The 22,644-nt window shown below is 63.4% G+C and carries 21 protein-coding genes; 14 read left to right on the forward strand and 7 right to left on the reverse strand.

Going from position 1 to position 22,644, the window contains the following annotated elements:
• Positions 1 to 55 precede the first annotated feature (55 nt).
• The gene (locus AC07P1_RS22910) at positions 56 to 235 is read right to left on the reverse strand and encodes a CsbD family protein (RefSeq protein WP_315214116.1); all 180 of its coding nucleotides are present in this window, start codon (positions 233 to 235) and stop codon (positions 56 to 58) included.
• Positions 236 to 468: 233 nt separating this feature from the next.
• Here AC07P1_RS22910 and AC07P1_RS22915 point away from each other — a divergent pair, with 233 nt between their 5' ends.
• Complete coding sequence (locus tag AC07P1_RS22915; RefSeq protein ID WP_494698013.1) at positions 469 to 2,823, forward strand: hybrid sensor histidine kinase/response regulator; 2,355 nt, start codon at positions 469 to 471, stop codon at positions 2,821 to 2,823.
• A gap of 122 nt (positions 2,824 to 2,945) precedes the next feature.
• Here the strand turns inward: AC07P1_RS22915 and AC07P1_RS22920 are convergent, their stop codons facing one another.
• The 4 genes from AC07P1_RS22920 to AC07P1_RS22935 form a co-directional block, all read right to left on the reverse strand.
• Positions 2,946 to 3,443 (reverse strand): DUF6328 family protein, encoded by a 498-nt coding sequence (locus AC07P1_RS22920; protein ID WP_494698014.1) that lies wholly within the window; start codon positions 3,441 to 3,443, stop codon positions 2,946 to 2,948.
• Positions 3,440 to 4,414: a quinone oxidoreductase family protein gene (locus tag AC07P1_RS22925; RefSeq protein WP_494698015.1), complete on the reverse strand. Its 975-nt coding sequence runs from the start codon at positions 4,412 to 4,414 to the stop codon at positions 3,440 to 3,442. Before AC07P1_RS22925 ends, AC07P1_RS22920 begins: the two co-directional genes overlap by 4 nt.
• Before the next feature lie 229 nt (positions 4,415 to 4,643).
• Positions 4,644 to 5,030, reverse strand: a complete 387-nt coding sequence (locus AC07P1_RS22930) for a methylglyoxal synthase (RefSeq protein WP_494698016.1) — start codon at positions 5,028 to 5,030, stop codon at positions 4,644 to 4,646.
• Between the two features lie 31 nt (positions 5,031 to 5,061).
• Positions 5,062 to 5,976: a DMT family transporter gene (locus AC07P1_RS22935; RefSeq protein WP_494698017.1), complete on the reverse strand. Its 915-nt coding sequence runs from the start codon at positions 5,974 to 5,976 to the stop codon at positions 5,062 to 5,064.
• A 140-nt stretch (positions 5,977 to 6,116) separates the two neighbouring features.
• On the opposite strand from AC07P1_RS22935, the gene AC07P1_RS22940 reads away from it, so the two are divergent.
• From AC07P1_RS22940 to AC07P1_RS22985, 10 genes are all read left to right on the forward strand, one after another.
• Positions 6,117 to 6,842 carry a YebC/PmpR family DNA-binding transcriptional regulator gene (locus AC07P1_RS22940; RefSeq protein WP_363503040.1) on the forward strand — a complete coding sequence of 242 codons (726 nt, stop codon included), beginning with the start codon at positions 6,117 to 6,119 and terminating at the stop codon, positions 6,840 to 6,842.
• Positions 6,843 to 6,848: 6 nt separating this feature from the next.
• The gene (gene purD / locus AC07P1_RS22945) at positions 6,849 to 8,117 is read left to right on the forward strand and encodes a phosphoribosylamine--glycine ligase (RefSeq protein WP_494698018.1); all 1,269 of its coding nucleotides are present in this window, start codon (positions 6,849 to 6,851) and stop codon (positions 8,115 to 8,117) included.
• 5 nt (positions 8,118 to 8,122) lie between these two features.
• Entirely contained in the window at positions 8,123 to 9,037 is a 915-nt protein-coding gene (gene hemF, locus AC07P1_RS22950; protein ID WP_494698019.1) for an oxygen-dependent coproporphyrinogen oxidase, read from the forward strand.
• Positions 9,038 to 9,045: 8 nt separating this feature from the next.
• Positions 9,046 to 9,705, forward strand: coding sequence for a nicotinate-nucleotide adenylyltransferase (locus AC07P1_RS22955; RefSeq protein WP_494698020.1), 660 nt, complete (start codon positions 9,046 to 9,048; stop codon positions 9,703 to 9,705).
• Positions 9,706 to 10,398: a ribosome silencing factor gene (rsfS, locus tag AC07P1_RS22960; protein WP_090323208.1), complete on the forward strand. Its 693-nt coding sequence runs from the start codon at positions 9,706 to 9,708 to the stop codon at positions 10,396 to 10,398.
• Between the two features lie 6 nt (positions 10,399 to 10,404).
• Positions 10,405 to 10,875 (forward strand): 23S rRNA (pseudouridine(1915)-N(3))-methyltransferase RlmH, encoded by a 471-nt coding sequence (gene rlmH, locus AC07P1_RS22965; RefSeq protein ID WP_090323211.1) that lies wholly within the window; start codon positions 10,405 to 10,407, stop codon positions 10,873 to 10,875.
• Between the two features lie 13 nt (positions 10,876 to 10,888).
• On the forward strand, positions 10,889 to 11,509 hold the full coding sequence (locus tag AC07P1_RS22970; protein ID WP_315214088.1) for a Maf family nucleotide pyrophosphatase: 621 nt from the start codon (positions 10,889 to 10,891) through the stop codon (positions 11,507 to 11,509).
• Between the two features lie 62 nt (positions 11,510 to 11,571).
• The gene (gene rng, locus AC07P1_RS22975; RefSeq protein WP_315214086.1) at positions 11,572 to 13,038 is read left to right on the forward strand and encodes a ribonuclease G; all 1,467 of its coding nucleotides are present in this window, start codon (positions 11,572 to 11,574) and stop codon (positions 13,036 to 13,038) included.
• A 404-nt stretch (positions 13,039 to 13,442) separates the two neighbouring features.
• Positions 13,443 to 14,009 (forward strand): hypothetical protein, encoded by a 567-nt coding sequence (locus AC07P1_RS22980; protein ID WP_494698021.1) that lies wholly within the window; start codon positions 13,443 to 13,445, stop codon positions 14,007 to 14,009.
• A 1-nt stretch (position 14,010) separates the two neighbouring features.
• The gene (locus AC07P1_RS22985) at positions 14,011 to 15,483 is read left to right on the forward strand and encodes a hypothetical protein (protein ID WP_494698022.1); all 1,473 of its coding nucleotides are present in this window, start codon (positions 14,011 to 14,013) and stop codon (positions 15,481 to 15,483) included.
• A gap of 85 nt (positions 15,484 to 15,568) precedes the next feature.
• On the opposite strand, the gene AC07P1_RS22990 is transcribed toward AC07P1_RS22985, so the two are convergent.
• Positions 15,569 to 16,282: a PEP-CTERM sorting domain-containing protein gene (locus tag AC07P1_RS22990; RefSeq protein ID WP_494698023.1), complete on the reverse strand. Its 714-nt coding sequence runs from the start codon at positions 16,280 to 16,282 to the stop codon at positions 15,569 to 15,571.
• 19 nt (positions 16,283 to 16,301) lie between these two features.
• A complete protein-coding gene (locus AC07P1_RS22995; protein ID WP_494698024.1) occupies positions 16,302 to 18,479 on the reverse strand; it encodes a phosphocholine-specific phospholipase C in 2,178 nt (725 codons plus the stop codon).
• Positions 18,480 to 18,769: 290 nt separating this feature from the next.
• On the opposite strand from AC07P1_RS22995, the gene AC07P1_RS23000 reads away from it, so the two are divergent.
• The 3 genes from AC07P1_RS23000 to AC07P1_RS23010 all read left to right on the forward strand — a co-directional run bounded on the left by AC07P1_RS23000 (position 18,770) and on the right by AC07P1_RS23010 (position 22,639).
• Entirely contained in the window at positions 18,770 to 19,588 is an 819-nt protein-coding gene (locus AC07P1_RS23000; protein ID WP_494698025.1) for a substrate-binding periplasmic protein, read from the forward strand.
• A gap of 300 nt (positions 19,589 to 19,888) precedes the next feature.
• The gene (locus AC07P1_RS23005) at positions 19,889 to 20,941 is read left to right on the forward strand and encodes a DUF2278 family protein (protein WP_494698026.1); all 1,053 of its coding nucleotides are present in this window, start codon (positions 19,889 to 19,891) and stop codon (positions 20,939 to 20,941) included.
• A 24-nt stretch (positions 20,942 to 20,965) separates the two neighbouring features.
• A complete protein-coding gene (locus AC07P1_RS23010; protein WP_494698027.1) occupies positions 20,966 to 22,639 on the forward strand; it encodes a phospholipase D-like domain-containing protein in 1,674 nt (557 codons plus the stop codon).
• Positions 22,640 to 22,644: the final 5 nt, after the last annotated feature.

The following is a 22,644-nucleotide window of genomic DNA, read 5'->3' on the forward strand; positions in this document are numbered from 1 at the left end:
AAAAAGCCCCTGTGTGCATCGGCACACAGGGGCTTTTTTTCAACCGCGACCAAACTTACTTGGTGACGATTTTGACGGCTTCTTTCACGTCGCCGACTTTCTCTTGTACTTTACCTTCGGCCTGGTTGCGCAGGCCCTTGGCTTCTTGCTCTGGCGAGTCGATCAGATCGCCGACTTCTTCCTGAATCTTGCCGCCGATGTTTTTCAGCTTACCTTCGATTTGGTCTTTGTTCATGATGTTGCTCCTGATTGGTGCAAACCGGAATGGCTTGGCTTGAGACACAGAATAGCCAACCCGCGCTAACTCATCTGTACGCTTGCGTACCTAACCTGCATCGTTGATTTTTTTTACTCAACAAGACGCCGTCCCTTGTGTACGCTGATGTACACTGCGTGCGTGCCACTGGCCCAGACCCCGCGAGACCGCACAACTTTCTACCGCGAAATCCGTCCCGGCCTTTGGAGCTTATGGAAACACACGATCACACCGCACTGACAGCGGCGAGCGCCGATGCCTCGCGTCGGCAAGCCTACCTGTCGATATTCGAAAACAGCCCCGACTGCGTCAAGATCATCGGCATCGATGGCAGCCTGCTGGGGATGAACGTCAACGGCCAGTGCGCGATGGAGATCGATGATTTTGGCGCCGTGTGCGGCGAGATGTGGCCCAGCCTGTGGCCCGAAGCGACCCGCCAGCAAGTCCACAACGCCCTGTCAACCGCCCGCACCGGCGGCATCGGCCACTTCGAGGCGTTCTGCCCCACCGCCAAAGGCACGCCCAAGTGGTGGGACGTGGTGGTCAGCCCGCTGCTCGGCAGTGACGGCTCGCTGCAAGGCCTGCTGTCGATCTCGCGCGACATCACCCGGCGACGCGAGGCGGACGAGCGCGAGCGCAAGCTGATGAACCAGCAGGCCGCCGACCACGACCGCATGTGGCGCCTGTCCACCGACTTGATGCTGGTGGCCGATTTCAACTCGGAGATCGTCTCCGTCAATCCGGCCTGGACCACGATCCTCGACTACGAGGCGCCGGCCATCGTCGGCCGCAACTTCATGACCCTGGTGCATCCGGACGACCATGCCGCCACGTCGAACGAGGTGGGCCGGCTGGCCAGCGGCCTGACCACGCTGCGCTTTGAAAACCGCTACCGCCACGCGAACGGCTCGTGGCGCGATATCTCCTGGACGGCGGTGCCGGACGTCGACCTGATCCACGCCGTCGGGCGCGACATCACCGACGAAAAACGCGCCGCCGAAGCGCTGCGGGAAACCGAATCGGCGCTGCTGCAGGCGCAAAAGCTCGAATCGATCGGCAAGTTGACCGGCGGCGTCGCCCACGACTTCAACAACGTGCTGCAAATCATCTCCGGCAATCTGCAACTGCTGCAATTGTCGGCCGACACCAACGAGGCGACCATGAAGCGGCTGACGACGGCGTCGATCGCGGTCGAACGCGGCGCGCGGCTGGCTTCGCAATTGCTGTCGTTCGCCCGCCGCCACCCGCTCAAACCGGTGGTGGCCGACCTGCGCGAGCTGCTGGGCGCGATGGACGACCTGCTGCAACGGGCGATCGGCGAATCGGTCGCGGTCGAACTGGCGGTCGACAACGGTCTGTGGCACACGCTGATCGACCCCAACCAGCTGGAAAACGTGCTGCTGAACCTGGCGATCAACGCCCGCGACGCCATGGATGGCCAGGGTAAGCTGACGATAGAGCTGCGCAACGCCGAGCTGGACGCCGCCTATTGCGCCGGCCATCCGGAGGTGTGCGCCGGCCAGTACGTCATGCTGGCCGTCTCCGACACCGGCTGCGGCATCCCGTCCGACCTGGCCGACAAGATCTTCGAGCCCTTCTTCACCACCAAGCGCGAGGGCGAAGGCACCGGCCTGGGGCTGAGCATGGCCTACGGCTTCATCAAGCAAAGCGGCGGCCACATCAAGGTCTACAGCGAAGTCGGCCACGGCACCACGTTCAAGCTCTATCTGCCGCGTTCGATGGCCGAGCTCGAAACCCTGCCGGCGGCGCTCAACGGTCCTGTAATCGGCGGCAACGAAACCGTGCTGGTGGTCGAGGACGACCCGCAGGTGCAGGAGACGGTGGTGGAAATCCTCAAGGGCCTCGGCTACACGGTGCTCAAGGCGGCCGACGGCCAAAGCGCGCTATCGATCATCGACAGCGGCCTGCCGATCGATCTGCTGTTCACCGACGTGGTCATGCCGGGCGAATTGCGCAGTCCGGACCTGGCGCGCCGGGCCAAGGCCATTTTGCCGGGGCTGGAGATCCTGTTCACGTCGGGGTACACGCAAAACGCCATCGTGCATGGCGGCCGGCTCGACGCCGGCGTGGAGTTGCTGAGCAAGCCCTACCGGCGCGAAGATTTGGCGCGCAAGATCCGGTTCATGTTCGCCAACCGCCAGCACGTGGAAGCGCTGCACCGGGAGAGGTCGAGCATGAAGGCTGCGCCGGCGCAGCCCGGCGGCGGACGCCGTCGCAGCATCCTGCTGGTCGAGGACAACGAGGACGCGCGCATGCTGACAGCGGAGTTGCTGGAGTCGCTTGGACACATGGTCGACGCGGTGGGATCGGCCGAGGAGGCCTTGCAACGCATGGAGCGCGGGGATATCGATGTGCTGCTGACCGATATCAGCCTGCCGCGCATGTCGGGCATCGACCTGGCGGCGCAGGCGCGGGCCGGGCAGCCAGAGCTGGATATCGTGTTCGTCAGTGGGCATGACAAGGACAATGCCGGGCTGTCGGACGCGTCGGCGAAGTTTTTGCTGAAGCCGTTCAATTTCGCGCAGCTGGAAAACGCGCTTAGTTAACGGAAACACGTAGGGCGGATTAGCGAAGCGTAATCGGCCATGGTTGAGCCGTCGGCGGCGCATCGATGGCCGATTACGGCGTTCCGCCTAATCCGCCCTACGTGCCTCCGTGGCTCTTGATATTAAACGCCCGAATGGCGCTTCAAATACATCGGCATCAACCACCACGCGACGGCGATCAACGCCGCCATGATGCCGGCCATGACCATGCCTACCGTGGAGCCGAACACCTCCGAAATCACCAGATCGGTCCCCAGCACCAGCGCGATCGCCAGCGCGAACGATCCGGCCACGATCTGCTTCGTCGCCACCCGCTTGAAGCGCGCCCTGTCCTTCAACGGCCGCATCAAACGATGCTGGATCGCCGGCGCGCTCAACAGCACCAGGCTGGTCAGCGCCAGGAAAAACGTCGCCAGGAACAGCAGCTTTTCCGTATGGTCGATATGCGCGAAACCGGTGTTGAACGGCAGGATGATCAGGAAGGCCGACAGCATCTGCGCACCCGGCAACAGGATGCGCATTTCGCTCAGCATGTCGGAGAAATCGCCGTCGTCGTCCTCTTCCTCGTCGCGACGCTGCGTGCCCTTGACCTTGTCCTCCTCGAAGATGCTGCCGCTCATGGCAGTATGATCGTCGAGCCGGTCGTCTTGCGTGCTTCGAGATCGATGTGCGCCTGGGCGACGTCGGCCAGGTTATAGCGCTGGCGCACGTCGATCTTGACCGCACCGCTATTGACGACGCCGAACAGCGACTTGGCCGCCGCCTCCAGATCCTCGCGCGTGGCCATGTACGCCCCCAGCGACGGCCGCGTGACAAACAACGACCCACGATTGTTCAACTCGCTCAGCGCTATCGGCGGCACCGGCCCGGACGCGTTGCCGAAGCTGACCATGGTGCCGAGCGGCGCCAGGCAGTCCAGGGAACCGATGAAAGTGTCCTTGCCGATCGAGTCGTACACCGCGCACACGCCCTTGCCGCCGGTGATCTCGCGCACCCGCTCGGTGAAGTTTTCACGGTTGTAGTTGATCACATGATCGGCGCCGTTCGCGGTCGCCAGCGCCGCCTTCTCGTCGGAGCCGACGGTGCCGATCAAGGTCACGCCCAGCACCTTGGCCCACTGGCAGGCGATCAGGCCGACGCCGCCGGCCGCCGCGTGGAACAGGATGGTGTCGCCCGCCTTCAGGTGCACGGTACGGTGCAGCAGGTACTGCACCGTCAAGCCTTGCAGCATCATGGCGGCGGCGATATCGAAGCCGATCTTCTCCGGCAGCACCAGCAGCTGCGACGCCGGCATATTGCGCGCCTCGGCATAGGCGCCGTTCGGCCGGCCGGCATAGGCCACGCGGTCGCCGACTTTCACTTCGGTCACGCCCTCGCCCACCGCCTCGACGGTGCCGGCGCCTTCCATGCCCAGGCCGCCCGGCAGCGGCTGTGGATACAACCCGGTGCGGAAGTAGACGTCGATAAAATTAAGGCCGATGGCGCCGTGGCGCACTTGCGCCTCGCCGGGACCGGGCGGCGGCAGGTCCACGTCCACCAGTTCCATCACTTCCGGACCGCCCACGCGGTTGATACGAATTGCCTTGGTCATCACTGCCTCCGTTACGTAATTGCCACAGTGTAGCGCGCCTCGGACGGTTGCGCCGCGCCGCTGTCAACCAAGGTCGCGTCTCTCGACCACATGCGGTCGACACGATCTAAACCACGTAGGGCGGATTAGGCGGAACGCCGTAATCCGCCATGTATGAGCCGCCGACGGAGCATGCATGGCGGATTACGCTACGCTAATCCGCCCTACGTGTTTTAGATTGACGCATCGGTTAGACGGCCGCGGCGCGCAACTGCAATTGCGACAACACCAAATGCGCCGACGAGACGTTGGTCGCGCACGGCGTGTTGTGCACGTCGCACGCCCGCACCAGCGCGTTGATGTCCGGCTCGTGCGGCTGCGGCGTCATCGGATCGCGCAGGAAGATCACGCAATCGATCTCGCCCTGCACCAGCATCGACCCGATCTGCAAGTCGCCGCCGAACGGCCCGGAATGCTTGCGGTCCACCTCCAGCCCCAGCTCGTTGATCAGGCGCCCGCCCGTGGTGCCGGTGGCAACCAGCGTGCAAGTCGACAGGAAGGCGCGGTACTCGCCCGCCAGCAAAATCATGTCGTCTTTTTTCTTGTCGTGGGCGATCAGGGCGATGCGGGTTTTCATAACGTTATCCATGTATACGGTTTATCCAGTTTTATTTTTTACTCTTGGACAGCAGATAAATCCCGGCGATCACCAGCGCGGTGCCGGCCAGTTGCCAGGACGTGACGGGCTCGCCCAACAGCAGCGCGCCCAGAAACAAGGTTGACACGGGGCCGATCATCCCCGCCTGCGAGGCGGCGCCGGCGCCGATGCGCTCGACGGCGGCCATCGTCATAAACACCGGCATCACCGTGCACAGGATGCCGTTGACCAGCGACAGGCCGTACACCGGCATCGGCTGCACCAGCGCCGACACCGGCCGCAGGATGAAAAACTGGGCGATGCAGGCCACGCTGGAGACGCACATCGCATACGACACCAGCCGCAGCGCGCCGAGCCGCTTGACCATCTCCCCCGACAGCAGCAGGTAGACGGCGTAGGCGGCGGCCGATCCGGTCACCAGGGTCGCGCCCAGCGCCACGTTGCCGCCGCCGTTATCCAGATCGTGCAGGAACACGAACACGATGCCGCAATAGGAGGTCAGCAGCGCCAGCCACTGCTTGCCGCTGATGTGCTGCTTGAGCAGGGTGGAGCTGATCAGCAGCACGAAGGTCGGCGTCAGGAACAAAATCAGCCGCTCCAGGCCCACCGTGATGTACTGCAGCCCGAGAAAATCGAGGAAACTGGACAAATAGTAGCCTACCAGCCCCAGGCCGATCAGGCGCCAGCGGTCGGCCTTCGACAGCGGCGCCTCGCTGCGCATCTTCCAGACGGCGACGGCGGCGAACACCGGCAGCGAAAAGATCATGCGGAACGCCAGCACGGTGACGGCGTCGAGGTCATAACGGTAGAGCAGCTTGGCGACGATGGCCTTGGTGGAGAACAGCACCGCGCCGCCGATGGCGATTCCCAGGCCGCCCAGATAGGCAGTCCGGGCCGGGTTCACATTCGTTATGCTTTTGTCCATCCCTCGATTGTAAGGCCAAACGGCCCCGGCCGCAGAGGGCGGCGGTTTCGGCGCCCTGCCTTATGTTAAAATACCGCCCTCACCGCATAGCAACGACTATCGCCAACCCCGAATAAAACCGCGCCGAAGGAAGACTGAACATGGCTGGACACAGCAAATGGGCCAATATCAAGCACAAAAAGGCCGCTACCGACGCCAAACGTGGCAAGATCTGGACACGTCTGATCAAGGAAATCACCGTTGCCGCGCGCATGGGCGGCGGCGACATCCAGACCAACCCGCGCCTGCGCCTGGCGGTGGACAAGGCGGCCGACGCCAATATGCCGAAGGATAACGTGCAACGCGCGATCACGCGCGGCACCGGCGGCGAGGACGGCGCGGCCTACGAGGAAGTGCGCTACGAGGGCTACGGCATCGGCGGCGCGGCCATCATCGTCGACTGCATGACCGACAACCGCGTGCGCACCGTGGCCGAAGTTCGCAACGCCTTCAACAAAAACGGCGGCAACATGGGCAACGAGGGCTCGGTGGCCTTCATGTTCAAGCATTGCGGCCAGTTCCTGTTCGCGCCCGGCACCAACGAGGACGCGCTGATGGAAGTGGCGCTGGAAGCGGGCGCCGAAGACGTGGTGGCCGACGAGGAAGGCGGCTTCGAAGTGCTGTGCGGCCCGCACGACTTCGCGGCCGTCAAGGACGCGCTGGAAGCGGCCGGTTTCAAGGCCGAAGTGGCCGAGATCATCATGAAGCCGGCCACCGAAACCGTCATCACCGGCGACAACGCCGTCAAGATGCAAAAACTGCTGGACGCGCTGGAAGCGCTGGACGATGTCCAGGAAGTCTATTCCAACACGCTGATCGAAGACTGAGGATTTATGAAAATATTGGTAGTCGGCTCCGGCGGCCGTGAACACGCGCTGGCATGGAAATTGGCGCAATCGGAACGCATCCAGATGGTCTACGTCGCCCCCGGCAACGGCGGCACCGCGCGCGATTCGCGCCTGGTCAACGTCAACATCACCGATCTGCACGAACTGGCGACCTTCGTCGAGCAGGAGCACATCGGCCTGACCGTCGTCGGCCCGGAAACCCCGCTGGCCGGCGGCATCGTCAACCTGTTCCGCGCCCGTGGCCTGAAGGTCTTCGGCCCGACCAAGGAAGCGGCGCAGCTGGAGTCGTCGAAGGACTTCGCCAAGGCGTTCATGCAGCGCCACGGCATCCCGACCGCCAAATACCAGACCTTCTCGGACGTGGCGCAAGCGCACGCCTACATCGACGCCAACGGCGCGCCTATCGTCATCAAGGCCGACGGCCTGGCCGCCGGCAAGGGCGTGGTGGTGGCGATGTCGCTGGAAGAAGCGCATCAGGCGGTCGACGACATGCTGGCCGATAACCGCTTCGGCGACGCCGGCGCCCGCATCGTCATCGAGGAATTCCTGGCCGGCGAAGAAGCGAGCTTCATCGTCATGTGCGACGGTAAGAACGTGCTGCCGCTGGCCACCAGCCAGGATCACAAGCGCCTCAAGGACAACGACGAAGGCCCGAACACCGGCGGCATGGGCGCCTACTCCCCGGCGCCGATCGTCACGCCTGCGATGCACGCCCGCGTGATGCGCGAGATTATCAACCCGACCATCGCCGGCATGGCGAAGGACGGCATCGTCTTCACCGGCTTCCTGTACGCCGGCCTGATGATCGACGCCGCCGGCAATCCACGCACCCTGGAATTCAACTGCCGCATGGGCGACCCTGAGACGCAGCCGATCATGTCGCGCCTGAAGACCGACCTGGTGACGGTGATGGAACACGCCGTCAACGGCACCCTGGACACGGTCGAACTGGAATGGGACCGCCGCACCGCCGTCGGCGTGGTGCTGGCGGCCGCCGGCTACCCGGACGCGCCGCTCAAGGGCGCCGTCATCGAAGGCATCCCGGCCGAAACGCCGGAATCGGTGACCTTCCACGCCGGCACCGCCGAAGTGGGCGGCCAACTGCAAGTGACCGGTGGCCGCGTGCTGTGCGTGGTCGGCCTGGCCGACAGCGTCAAGCTGGCGCAAAAGCAGGCCTACGAGGTGGTCGACCAGATCTCCTTCGAAGGCATGCAGTGCCGCCGCGACATCGGCTGGCGCGGCCTGAAGCACTAAATACAATGCTTTCCGCCCCGAATCCAGCGGCCGTCAAGGCCTTCCTGCTCGATCTGCAGGCCCGCATCATCGACGCGCTCGAAGCGCTCGATGGCAAGGCCTTCCTGCGCGACGAGTGGGAGCGTCCGGAGGGCGGCGGCGGGATTTCGCGGCTGGTCGAGGAAGGCAACGTCATCGAACGCGGTGGCGTCAACTTCTCGCACGTGATGGGCGCCAAGCTGCCGCCGTCGGCGTCGGCCGCGCGTCCGGATTTGGGCGGCAACCCGTGGGAAGCGATGGGCGTGTCGCTGGTGATCCATCCGCGCAATCCGTACGCGCCGACGGTGCACATGAACGTGCGCTTCTTCACCACGACCACCATCAACGGCGAACCTGCATGGTGGTTCGGCGGCGGCATGGACCTGACGCCCTATTACGGCGACAAGGAAGACGTCAAACACTTCCACCAGAGCTGCCGCGACGCGCTGGCGCCGTTCGGCGACGACCTGCACGCGCGCTACAAGAAGTGGTGCGACGAGTATTTCTACCTGAAGCACCGCAAGGAGGCGCGCGGCGTCGGCGGCATCTTCTTCGACGATTTGAACGAAGAAGGTTTCGACCGGAGCTTCGCGCTGATGCAAAACGTCGGCAACGCCTTCCTGACCGCCTACCTGCCGATCCTGGAGCGCCGCAAGGACACGCCGTACGGCGAGCGCGAACGCGATTTCCAGGCCTACCGGCGCGGCCGCTACGTCGAATTCAATCTGGTGTTCGACCGTGGTACCCTGTTCGGCCTGCAGTCGGGCGGCCGCACCGAGGCGATCCTGATGTCGATGCCGCCGATCGTCAAATGGCGCTATCGCTGGGAACCCGAGGACGGCACGCCGGAAGCGGCGCTGTACACCGACTTCCTGCCGCACCGCGACTGGCTGGCCGCGTGACAAAGGCCATGGCACAGCGGGTTGCACTGCTGGGCGGCAGCTACGATCCGGTCCACCACGGTCATATCGCCCTCGGCGCCTATTTCGCGCAATTGCTGCAAGTGGACCAGCTGCGCGTGATTCCGGCCGGCCTGCCGTGGCAAAAAGCCATGCTCAAGGCGACCCCGGAACAGCGCGCCGAGATGGTGTCCATCGCCTTCAAGGGCCAGCCGTTCGACGTCTTGATCGATATGCAGGAGATCGAGCGCGCCGCCAAGGGCCTGCCAACGTACACCATCGAGACGCTGCGCCTGGTGCGCGCCGAGCTGGGTCCGGACGCCTGCATCGCTTTCGTGATGGGCGCCGACCAGCTCCAGCGGCTCGACACCTGGAATGAATGGCAGGCGCTGTTCGACTACGCCCATATCTGCGTAGCGGCCCGCCCTGGCTTCGACATAGGCGCCGCCGGCCTTCCGCCGGCGGTCGCCGCGGCGTTCTCCAGTCGTATGGGAACGCCTGAACAAATCCGCAACACGCCGCACGGTCTGACTTATCTGGCACAAGACTTCGCGGTGGATATCTCCGCCACCGAAATACGTGCGGCATTACAACGGGGGGAACAGGCAAACTCGCTTATCCCGCCGCTAGTGCTAGACTATATTGAACAACACAATCTATACAAAAGCTAAATGGACATCAAAAAACTGCAATCCCTCGTCGTTGACGCCCTCGAAGACGTCAAGGCACAAGACATCACGCTGTTCGACACCACCCACCTGACCAGCCTTTTCGACCGCATCGCCATCGCCTCCGGTACCTCCAACCGCCAAACCAAGGCGCTGGCCGCCTCGGTGCGCGACAAGGTCAAAGCCGCCGGCGGCGACGTCTACGGCATGGAAGGCGAGGACACCGGTGAATGGGTGCTGGTCGACCTGGGCGACATGATCGTCCACATCATGCAAGCGCCGATCCGCGCCTACTACCGCCTGGAAGAAATCTGGGGCGACAAGCCGGTCAAGCTGGGCGCCGCCAAGCGCAAGTCGACCAAGGAAGGCGAGGAAGCCGACGAGCCGAAGAAAATCTCCAGCCACCTGGCCGCCGGCAAAAAAGCCGTCGACGCCTCGCCGGTGATCGAGAAGAAGACCCCGGCCCGCAAAGCCGCCGCCGCCAAACCGGCCGCCGAGAAGAAACCGGCCGCCAAGAAGGCCGCCATCCCGGTCGGCAAAACCATCAAGGTCGGCAAGACCAAGAGCGCCGTCGCCTCGGCCGAAGCGCTGAAAGCCCTGCCGCCGAAGCCGAAAGCGCCGAAGGCCGCCAAGCCGAAAGCGGACGAAGCGCCGGCCAAGACGGTCATCAAGCGTATCAAAAAAGTCGCGGAATAATCCACGATGCAGCTGATCATCGCTGCGGTCGGCCATAAAATGCCGTCCTGGATCGAAACGGGCTTCGCCGAATACGCGAAGCGCATGCCGCCGGAACTGAAGATCGTGCTCAAGGAAATCAAGCCGGTCGACCGTTCGGGCAGCAAGACAGCCGCCACCGCGATGGCGCTCGAACGCGAGCGCATCGAGGCGGCGCTGCCCAAATCGGTGCGCATCATCGCCCTCGACGAGCGTGGCAAGGACCTGACCTCGGTCGGCTTGTCCCAGCAGCTCGAAGCCTGGCAGCAGGACGGGCGCGACACCGCCTTCCTGATCGGCGGGGCCGACGGCCTCGATCCGGAGCTCAAGGCCCGTGCCGAAGGGCTGATCCGGATTTCCAGTATGACGCTCCCTCATGGTATGGTACGGGTATTGTTGGCCGAACAACTGTATCGTGCCTGGTCGATCACCCAGAACCACCCTTACCACAGAGTTTGATGCGTCGGAAAAAATGAAACTGGTCGAAAAAAAGATCTACCTCGCCTCCAAAAGCCCGCGCAGGCGCGAACTGCTGCGCCAGATCGGCATCGATTTTGAACTGCTGCTGCTGCGCGCCGACGGTCCGCGCGGCGCCGACGTCACCGAAGACGTCATCGAAGGCGAAGCGCCGCTCGACTACGTGGCCCGCGTGGCGCAGGAAAAAGCCGCCTTCGGCTACAACCTGGTGCAGCGCCGCCACCTCAAGCCGCGCGCCGTGCTCACCGCCGACACCACCGTCACCATCGACGGCCAAATCCTCGGCAAACCTGCCGACCGCGCCGAAGCCAACGCCATGCTCACGCAGCTGTCGGGCCGCACCCACCAGGTTCTGACCGCCATCGCCGTGCATTCGGCCGACTTCACCGGGCAAATCACGCAGGTGTCGGAAGTGCGTTTCGGCGTGCTGTCGCCGGCCGCCATCACCGCCTATTGCGCCACGCTCGAACCGTACGACAAGGCCGGCGGCTACGGCATCCAGGGCCCCGCCGCGCAATTCATCGAACACATCGCCGGCAGCCATTCCGGCATCATGGGGCTGCCGCTGTACGAGACCGCGCAGCTGCTGCGGCAGGCGGGTTTGCCGCTGCCGTAAGTGGCGTGTATGATCAGTCTTCACATAGCCACAGAAGCCGCGCCAGCCGGCCGCCGAGACAAATGAACGAAGACATCCTGATCAACATCACCCCGCAGGAAACGCGGGTCGCCCTGATTTTGCAAGGCGCCGTGCAAGAGCTGCACATCGAACGCACGCTCACGCGCGGCCTGGCCGGCAATGTCTATTCCGGCAAGGTGGTGCGGGTACTGCCCGGCATGCAGTCGGCCTTCATCGACATCGGCCTCGAACGCGCCGCCTTTTTGCACGTGGCCGACATCTGGGAGGCGCGCCCGCACGACGGCGGCCAAAACGCCGCCCCCACCCCGATTGAAAAAATCCTGTTCGACGGCCAGGTGCTGACGGTGCAGGTCATCAAGGACCCTATCGGCACCAAGGGCGCGCGCCTGTCGACGCAGATCTCCATCGCCGGCCGCATGCTGGTGTACCTGCCGCAGGACGCCCACATCGGCATCTCGCAAAAGATCGAAAAGGAAGCGGAGCGCGAAGCGCTGCGCACGCGGCTCCAAAGCCTGCTGCCGGCCGACGAAAAAGGCGGCTACATCGTACGCACGCAGGCGGAGGACGCCTCGGACTCCGACATCGCCGCCGACGTCGAATACCTGCGCAAGACCTGGGGCGCGATCACGCTCGGCGCGAAAACCAAACCCGCCACCACCCTGCTGCACCAGGATTTGAGCCTGGCGCAGCGCGTGCTGCGCGACTTCGTCCACGACGACACGGCCACCATCCAGGTCGACTCGCGCGAGAATTATCTGAACCTGGTCGAATTCGGCAAGGCCTACACGCCCGGCGTGCTGCCGCGATTGCAGCACTACACCGGCGAGCGGCCGCTGTTCGACTTGTACGGCGTCGAGGAGGAGATCCTGCGCGCGCTGGGCCGGCGCGTCGACCTCAAATCCGGCGGCTACCTGATCGTCGACCAGACCGAGGCGATGACCACCATCGACGTCAACACCGGCGGCTTTGTCGGCGGGCGCAATTTCGCCGACACGATCTTCAAAACCAACCTGGAGGCGGCGCACGCGATCGCGCGCCAACTGCGCCTGCGTAATCTGGGCGGCATCATCATCCTCGACTTCATCGACATGGAGAACAACGAGCACCGCAACGCCGTGCTGCAGGAGCTGAAAAAGACGCTGTCGCGCGACCGCACCAAGGTGTCGGTGTCGAACTTCTCGGCGTTGGGCCTGGTGGAGATGACGAGGAAGCGCACGCGCGAATCGCTGGCGCACATCCTGTGCGAACCCTGCCCGGCCTGCGCCGGCAAAGGCCAGGTCAAGACCTCGCGTACCATCTGCTACGAGATCCTGCGCGAACTGCTGCGCGAAGCCAAGCAGTTCAACCCACGCGAATTCCGCATTCTCGCCTCGCAGGAGGTGGTCGACATGTTCCTCGAGGAGGAGTCCCAGCACCTGGCGATGCTGGGGGATTTCATCGGCAAGAAAATCTCGTTGCAGGTGGAGACAGCCTACCATCAAGAGCAGTACGACGTGATCTTGATGTAGGTGGATGGGCTACATTGGTGCGACAGTGTCGCACCTATCGTGCCGGATAACGATAATCGTCGCTGCCGGCATTCAAGAACGTCAATATACTTTGGAATGGCGGAAATCCCTCGCCTTAGCAAATCTCTCCACATCTCCGACCCTCGACTCGGAAAGTAACCACAGGTATCGAACTGCACCCGCTACTGACGACAATCAATGGCGCGCCGCTGCATCGCAATTTCCGGCCAATCTTCAACTACCAACCTTCACATTCTTACATCAATGTACATTGCAATACTTTACGATACATTAATTATTTAACGTTTGCTTTTTGAGCATGTTATATTTGAATCGTTGAATATGAGGATGAGAGCAAGGGCATGCGAATTAAAAATCGACTTCCTAGGCATTGGAGCGCAGTTATGTACGCCGCATTAATGATGCTGTCCTCATACGACAGCGTCGCTGCGGAGATCAATGCCGATACGGCCCGCAAGCTGTCCGCGATAAAATCCATCGCATTATCATCCGAGCCTATTTCCCCCCAACAGGTGGCGCGGGTATTAGCGGTTGAATTGCATACGAAGTGTACCCCATTCGACGATCCAACCGAGGGGAAATTCCAAATCTGCAATTCGGCATCATCCAAAGACGACAGGGAAACAGCGCAACTCACGTTTCTTCATTATTCCACCGTCAATCGACTTGCAGAGCGGGACACAGGTGGAACGCTCCATTTCATCGCCAAAAACAAGGCGATTTGCCTTAGTCAGGAAGATTTAAGCAAGTTCTTCCAGGTCGCTGCCTCGCCATCGAGCGAGCGGGTACTGACCGAACCTGCCCTACCCTATACTCCAGCCCGCCGATACGAATTCAAATTTCCAAAGCAAGGAAAATTCGACGTGGCTATCAGTGTTTTAGAAACTGGCCAATGTGCCGCAATGATAGAGCTTTCGAAAACCTCGTACAAAACACGGACTGAAAAATAATATGCCTGCCACTCCAACCCTGCAGCAGATAAGCTCGTCATTATCGTCTGGCACGATGCATTCACGCGTTGACGGATTAATAGCCGGGAAAACTTATATTGATTATGTAACCGGCACGGAACATTCGGCTTTTCTAGCTTACAAATCCGAAAACGGCATTATCAGTGGCGGCGTAATCCGGGTGAATACGGACGAGGTTCAGCACACGGCCATTAAACAAAACATTAGCTTTGACGATGCCTTGAAAGAAACGGTTGTACACGAGGTCGGGCACGGAGTGAATGCAACAACAGACGCGCACAACATCGCCGTCTCACCTGCCGCGCTGGAGAACTATTGCTACACCCGGGAGGGCGAAGCGGCGGCGTTCAATTTCATCGTGGCGATGGAGGATCACCAGGCAGGCGGCAACCTCCAGGTAGCCGGTGTAATAGCCAATCCAAATCTCTACTACGACATGCTGGCGACTTATACGGCGCTATCGGCAACGACAGATCCCCGCTCGAGCGCATTCCAGGCCAGCATGGTCAATTATGCGACCACGCAGTTTGCATCGGATCCAAACTATCAAACCGCGTGCAAGGCATGGGCCGCCGACCCCAGCAAAGCCGCACTATACATCCCGCCGGACGATTACGCGACCAGCGGTGGAAGCGGCAGCGCCGACGGTGGCAATTACGACACCCCTCCCGACGATACTCCCACACCTCCAGCCGACGGCGGCGATGATGGAGGGGGTGGCGATAACGGCGGTGGCGGCGGCGATGGCGACGTCGGAGCCTGCGTCAGTATCGACTCCCTCCTGCCCGACGGACGCTTGGCCGGTGACATCACGGTCGGCGACGAAATGCTGCTGGCCGACGAGCGTACGCTGGAACCAGGACGTGGAGTGGTCAGCTATTCCCAGATTAAAACCGCAGCGGGCTTCCGGATCACCACCGCGAGCGGCGCGAGCCTCAAATGCTCGGACACCGCCCCCATTCCAACACCGGAGGGTTTGGTGCTGGCTCCTGATTTGCTTGGCAAACAGGTGGCGGTGCGCCAGGACGGCGAGCAAGCCTCGGTGCGCTGGGAAAAAGTGACCGCCGTCGATTCGATCGGCCAGATTCAGGTACAGCACATCACCGTCGGCGACAAATGCTTCTGGGCTGGGGAAAAGCCTGGATCGTATATCTTGCACCACAACCTGAAGGACGCCGGCGGTGGTGGGGGCGGTGACGACCCCGGCGACGAGGACGGCACAATCGCGCAATCGCCGAACCAAGCTCGTCCCGCAGCAAACACCACCAACGCGACGGCGAAGCCGGTCACCGACAAACTCCCCGCCGCGCAGGAAGCGGCACATGCTTCGACGGAGGCAAATGCCCGGCCACATACCGACGCCGGTAGCGCCGAGGCGCAGCACCATGCGCCCGTGGAGGTGACGCTAGTGGGCCACTCCGAGATGTTGACCCACCACGTCATGCTCATGTGATTCGCTGGCGCACATCCTCATGGGTGCCAACCCATGTATGCCGTCGCCACCGTCCACTGCAAGCACTTCGCCGAGGTCGGCCCGCTCATCGATCGCCCCCTTGTGATGCAGTTTCTGACCCGGACATAAGCGCGCGCGTTTTGTGGCGCAGCGCCCCGGCCAACATGCCCAAGCCCAGCAAGTACATCGCCGCCATGCCCGGTTCCGGTACCACGCTGGCGGTATCCCGCGCGATGAAGGACAGGTTGTCCGCATAGCCATCGTTGTCGCCCGAAACGAGACGCTCCATCGACAGCCAGAACGATAGCTTGCTGGTGCCAGCAGGCATGATTCCCGCAGATTCCCGGTAGAACAGGCCGGTCTGGTTGCCGCGATCTTGCGGGGTGACGGGACCGATCGCGGCGTTTCCTATCTCATTGTTCGCCGCATCGAGAAACTGCACATAGAACAGGGCGTTGTCGCCCTGGTCGGTCCAGCCGCCGAGCCATCCGCTCAGGGAATAGGAACTGTTATGGGCCGTCGGCACGCCGAAGTCCAGGGTCTGAACGCCCACGGCGTACTGGCCGAAGCCGGCGAACATCTTGGTTCCGCGATCGACCGGGCCGGGCTGGGTGGGCAGCACCCAATTGTTGCCATAGTCCACCGACTGGACCATGCTGTAATCCGGGTAGCCGGTCCAGCCGCTCACGCCTGCTTCGGCATCGCCGTTGACAACGAGGTTCTGACCATAGATGACGTCAGCTTTGCCACTACACGCCACGGCGAACAACGCCGCGGCAACGAGAAATCTGCACTTCATGAAAAGCTCCTTGTAAAAGTCAAACGACGCGGTACTGGTCGAGTTGCGCTGCCCCGCGCATCGCAGGGTCACTGATAGACGGCAAGCCGTTTTCCAGATGGCCGGCGAAGCGGCGCAACCAGCCCGGCAAGCCAGCCACACGCACGCTGTAGTCGTACCAGTTGGAACTCGATGCCAGGGAAAGGCGGACGGTGCTCCTCGAGCGTGCGACCACGCGCACTTCCAACGGCTTGTTCGCGTAATACTTGTTGGCGGTGAGTTCGAAGGTACATGGCTGTGCGCCATTGTTGACCAGGTCGATGACCAGCTCGCCGGCGCTGCGTTCGGCGCGCAGGCTGATCTCCGGCCATGCGGCGTTGCCTGCGCCGCGCACGTCCCCGACGATGTGGCGATGAAAACCGTTCGGTCCCAGTATCCAAAGATCGTAGGCGGATGCGGTGTTCCAGCGGCCTGTGAGCTGTTTGCCAGGTTCGACCGTATAGCGGCGCGGGACCTGCTCCAACGCCAGGCGGTCGTACACATGAAACACAGCGCCGGCTTCGCCCAGGTTGTCGAATCTGAGCTCCACCTGGCCACCGCCCGCTGGCACCTGCGCCTGCACCTGGAGTTCGTAGGGCAGCGCGCGCGCCGGACGCACGCCGGCGGCCTGGACGGGTGCCACCAGGCTGGTCGGCGTTGCGGGCACCTTGGTATTTGGCAAGCTCAGCGCCATCGAACGCCGCGCAGCCGTTTCCGGCAGCAGTTGCTTGAACCCGTTGTCGTTCGGGTTGGCGAAGTCGAAACAGGACAGCAGGTCGCCGCTCACCGCACGGCGCCATGGGCTGATGAGCGGCTCGCGCACACCGAAACGCGCCTCGATGAAACGCACCACCGATGTGTGGTCGAACACCTGCGAATTCACCCAGCCGCCCTTGGTCCACGGCGAGATGACATACATCGGCACGCGCGGCCCGAGACCGTAGGGGCGGTGGTGCGTCCGTGCATCGGCGCCGTTGAGCACGTGATGGTACTCGCCGGTCGTGTCGACGGTCGACGCGCCGGCCAGCTGCGACTGCGCCGGGTTGCCGCTATAGCTCGTGTACGCCGGGACCGCCGGCGGTGGCATGTGGTCGAAGAAGCCGTCGTTCTCGTCGAAGTTGATGAGCAGGACCGTCTTGCTCCAGCTCTCAGGATTGGCGGTCAGGGCGTCCAGCACGCGCGCGATGTAGTCGGCGCCCGACGCGGGACTCGATGGACCCGGGTGTTCCGAGCCTTCGGCGGTGGCGACGACCCAGCTGACCTGCGGCAGGCGGTTGGCAAGCACGTCGGCCTTGAGCAGGTCGAGGTCGCGCGTCGTGGTGCCGCGATCGCGCAAGGATTGCGAATAGCCCGGCCGGCGATACCACGCGTTGCGGAAAGAGCGGAATCCCGCCAGCGAGTTATCGGTGAAGTTGTCCGCCATGTTCTGGTAGACCTGCCAGCTGATACCCGCCGCTTCGAGCCGCTCCGGATAGGTGGTCCACAAGTAATCGGTGGACATGTCCGGATTGAAGTCGTCGCGGCTGTTGTCGGTCGAAGGGCCGCCTGCGGCCGCCAGAGGATCGTTGTGACCGGTAAACAGGAACAGCCGGTTGGTGTTGGTACCGGTCTGGGTTGCGCAGTGATAATGGTCGCAGATGGTAAAAGCGCGCGCGAGCGCGAACTGGAACGGAATGTCGGCGTCGGCGTAATAGCCCATCGAGTGGTTCTGCTTGACCGCGCACCAGTCATTCATCCTTCCGTGGTCCCAGGCCAGCTGGGCGTCGAGCCAGGAATGTGGCGTCCCGGCCACGCGCATGACTGGAAAGTCCTGCACCGTATTGAGCCGGAACGGCGCGATGGCGCGGCCCTGGGGCCAGTTGGGCCGGCCAGGCACCGGCGCCCCGCCGGCGAAGCGCTGCACGAAGACCGATTTGCGATTGAAGAGATTTTGCCGGTCCATCACCGGAACCGGAAACGGATCGCCGAATCCCCTTACCCCTTCCAGGGTGCCGAAGTAATGGTCGAAACTGCGGTTCTCCTGCGTCAGCACGACGATATGCTCGACATCTTGCAGGCTGCGGGTGCGCTGGTTGGCGGGGAGGGCCAGCGCCTTTTGGATGGAGGGTGGAAAGGTCGCCAGCACGGCGCTGGCGCCGGCCGATTTGCCCATCGTGCGGAGGAAGTCACGCCGGCTCATGCATGCACCTGCGTGCGTGCGAACGCGAATTTGAAAATATGCATTTGATTGATCCAGGTCGATTGTCGGGGAAACACGAAAACTGAGGTCATGCAAGACGGCAGCTTACGCAGCAACGATGAAACGTTGATGACATGGCATGCATTTATCGCACTTTACTTATTTCGATAACAATCCTGGTCGAGCGCTGGCTGGCAAACAACGCGGTACCGCCACACCCGCGCAAGTAACTTGCTTCCCGGCACCGCATGCTAGACTAGGCGGCATCGACCGGCCCGGGAAACCTGTTCATGAGCGCGCTTAGACACCTATTGTTCGCATGTTTGCCTGTCCTCGGCGCGGCGCAGTGCGCCACGGCCGCCGAGCGCGTGGCCGTGGGGGCGCGCTTCGACCTGGTTTTCGAGCAGGGCGCCGACGGCCAATGGCAAGGCCTGGGGGTCGACGTGCTGCGCACGCTGGCCGCAAGGGCGGGCGACACGGTGCGCTTCGGTATCTATCCGTGGGCGCGCGCGCAAGCCATGGTGCAACACGCCCAGGCCGACATTCTGATCGGCCCCTACAAATCGCCCGAACGGGACAAGCAGTTCGCCTTCGTCGACCTGCCCTTCTACCGCGACCGCCTGGTCTTCTACGCGCGCAGCGGCGCCAACCCGCCATGGCACGGCGAGTTCGGCCCGCTCAACGCCACGCGCATCGCCGCCGTGCGTGGCTGGCACTACGGCGCGCGCTTCGACCAAGCCCGGCCCCGGCTCGACATCAGCGAGGTCAATCAACTGGAGAACGGCGTGCAAATGCTGATGCACGGCCGGGTCGACCTGCTGGCGACAAATGAGCGCAACGGTGCCACGCTGATCAGCGCGCTGCAAGCGAGCGGGCGCATGGTCGCCCTGTGCCCCGCCATCGCGCAGCTGGACGGCTATCTCGCCTTCCCGCGCGGCGCGGCGTTCGCGGCTGCGCGCGACCAGTACAGCGCATTGTTTACCGAGATGGTGCGCTCGGGCGAATTCGCCCGCATGGCGGCAAGGCACGGCGTGCTCGCGCCGTCCGGGGCCGCCGCCGATGGCGGTGCCAATCGCGCTGCTCACCCGCCCCCGCCGCGATGCGGCTGAATCCTGTGCGTGCTACGATGTAATTACGCAGTGACACATCGGAACAAAGCCATGAGCGAAGCAACTTTCACCCTCCGGGTCGATGCAAATGACACCGTCGGCGACCTGGTTCGCGTGCTGCGTGTGCTGGATGCTGCCCGCGAGTGGCCCCCCTGACACCCGCTCGCGACGCCTTCGGCAAGTAATTTTTTTGACGATGGGCTCGCTTGAACTTCTCCGGCCACCGGCTATATTGTCATCTAGCTATCGTCTGATTGCCCACAGATCGGACTGCGCTCCCGCCACCATCCGGAGAACACCATGCCACTGAAGCACTACGGCGTCCTGAAGGGACGTCCGATCAATCGCCAGCTCGGTTCCAGCCAAAACTCCCACTACCAGGTCCATGTCGTCGACGACACCACCGATTACCGCATCGCCATCAACGTCAAATCCAAACTGGCGCCGTCCGAGGTCGAGTACGTGGTCGAGCCGCACTTCGCCCATCCGCTGCTGGAGCATCTGGACGAACTGCCGATCGGCTGGTCGCCGCTACCGTCCACGCCGGCCGGCGCGGCGCTCGATTTCATCCGGGGCAACCTGTTCGACCCGCGCAAGATGGTGCCGCTGCCGCTGAGCATCAACGGCCCCGACAACGATCTCAACGACAAGATCGACCAGCACATCCAGCGCGCCATGAGCGACGAGAACGCGCTGCTGTACGCCTTCGGCGAGCGCTGGGGGCCGGAGGGCGGCAAGAAGGACAAGATCTTCGGTTTCATGCCGGGCAATGGCGTGCACGACATCCACATGAACCAGGCCAACGCTTCCGACTTCAAAAAGGATGACGGCGTCTACCAGGACGGCGGCCTGCTGCTGCACTTCCCCGACCAGAACCAGTGGGTCGCGATCTTCCTCAAGTTCCAGTCGCAGACCTGGCACAGCGACGACCAGACCGGCCACCGCATCGAGGGCGGCGTCAGCGGGCCGCCGGGCGACCAGCCCAACCCGCCCGACCCGTTCGAGCCGGGCCACCTGCCGACGCCCGAGGCGCCCGACGGCGCGCTGCGCATCGTCGCCGCGCTGGTCAATCCAGTGCGCTCGCCGGAAGTGGAGACCGTCACCCTGTTGAACCTGACGTCGCAGGCAGTCGACCTGGCCGGCTGGAAGCTGCTCGACCGCGACAAGCACGCCATGCCGCTGTCGGGCACCATCAATGCCGGCGAGACCCTGCGCGTGACCCTGGCGGCGCCGGTGGTGCTGCCCAACAAAGGCGGCATCATCACGCTGCTCAACGCCGACGGCCTGCGCGTCGATGGCGTCAGCTACACCAAGGCCGAGGCGTCCAATCCCGGCTACTCACTGAAGTTCTAAAATTCTCAAACCCACGGAGGTCGCATGCGCGCACACCGCACCGAGGGCGACCTGCACGTGCAGGCGATCGCCGGCAGCCATGTCGTGATCTTCGGCTTCGACTGGCCTGCCGCGCGCGCCGGCGAGCTGCAGGGTTTCGCCCTGCACCGCACCGACCACGGCACCGGCCGCACCGACTGGCTGGATAGCCAGAAGCGCTATCTTTCCACCGACCCCGGCACCGCCACCGGGGCGAAGGTGTCCACGCGCCACCACCCGCTGCAAACCTTCCAGTGGGCCGACTACACGGTGCGGCCGGACGGCGACTACACTTACCGCGTTGCCGCGCTGGGCGGTACACCCGCCACGCTGGAGCCGCTGGCCGAGGCGGAGGTCACGGTGCGCACCATCACGCGCACCGCGTCCGGCCACGCCGTGCACTTCAACCGGGGCGCGGTGGCGGCCCAGGAATACGCGCGCCGTTTCAACAACCGCGCGCCCGAGGATGTGCCCAACGGCCAGGCCTTCGATTGGCTCGGCAGAAGACTGCCGGAAGCGCTGCTGGCTTTCATCACCCGGGCCGGGGCCGGCGACGCGCTGCACGTGGCGATCTACGAGGCCCGGCACGCGCCGGTGCTCGAAGCGCTGCGCCAGGCGCGCGACCGGGGCGCCGACGTGCGCCTGGTCTACGACGCCAAGCAAAACGGCGACGGCGACAGCCCGGCCTTTCCGCGCGAGGAGAACAGCGACCAGATCGACGCCGCGCAACTGGCCGACGTTGCGATCGCGCGCGAGCAAAACCCCGGCTATATCGCGCATAACAAGTTCCTGGTGCTGTCCAAAGGAGGCGCCCCGGCGGCGGTGTGGAGCGGTTCGCTCAACTGGTCGCAGAATGGATTCTTCGGCCAGCTCAACGCGGGGCACGAGGTGTGGGACGAGCGCGTGGCGCGTCAGTTCCTGAGCTACTGGCAATTGCTGGCGGGCGATCCGGGCGGCGCCGATCTGCGCGCGGCGCTGGTCTCCGCCTTCCCGCTTCCCGCACGATGGCCGGACGGCTGCACTCCCGTGTTCAGTCCGAGGCGCGAGCGCGATGCGCTGGACCGCTACATCGCCGAAATCGCGCAGGCAGACGCGGTGCTGCTCACACTGGCGTTTTCCATCGACGCGCAACTGGGAGCGGCGCTGACGCCCGGCCACGCCGGCCTGCGCTACGTGCTGATGGACGGCTTGAAGGGCAACAAAACCCAGGTGGACAAGCTCAAACAAACCGTCCAGAAGATCCGCGCCACCGAGGCGGGGCGGGTGGCGGTCGGCGCCTATCTGAGGACCAACGCGCTGGACCAATTCCTGCTCGAACGCAGAAACCCGATGGCGAAGCATGTGCAGTTCGTCCACACCAAATTCATGCTGATCGATCCGCTCGGCGCGCGTCCGCTGGTGATCACCGGCTCGGGCAACTTCAGCGTCGCCTCCAGCAAGCAAAACGACGAGAACATGCTGGTGATCGCTGGCGACCACGAGGTCGCCGACATCTACCTGGGCGAGTTCATGCGCTCGTACACCCATTACGCGTTCCGCGACGCCGTCAAATCGGCGGCCCTGTCCGGGACGCCTTTCACCAGCAAACCGTTGAACGAGGACTGCACCTGGGCCGCGGACTACTTCGGCCCGGGCTTCAGGAGTCGGCAACGCCGGTATTTTTCCCGCAGCACAGTGTAGTCACA

This window comes from Duganella sp. GW821-FHT07F09, from assembly GCF_059418705.1.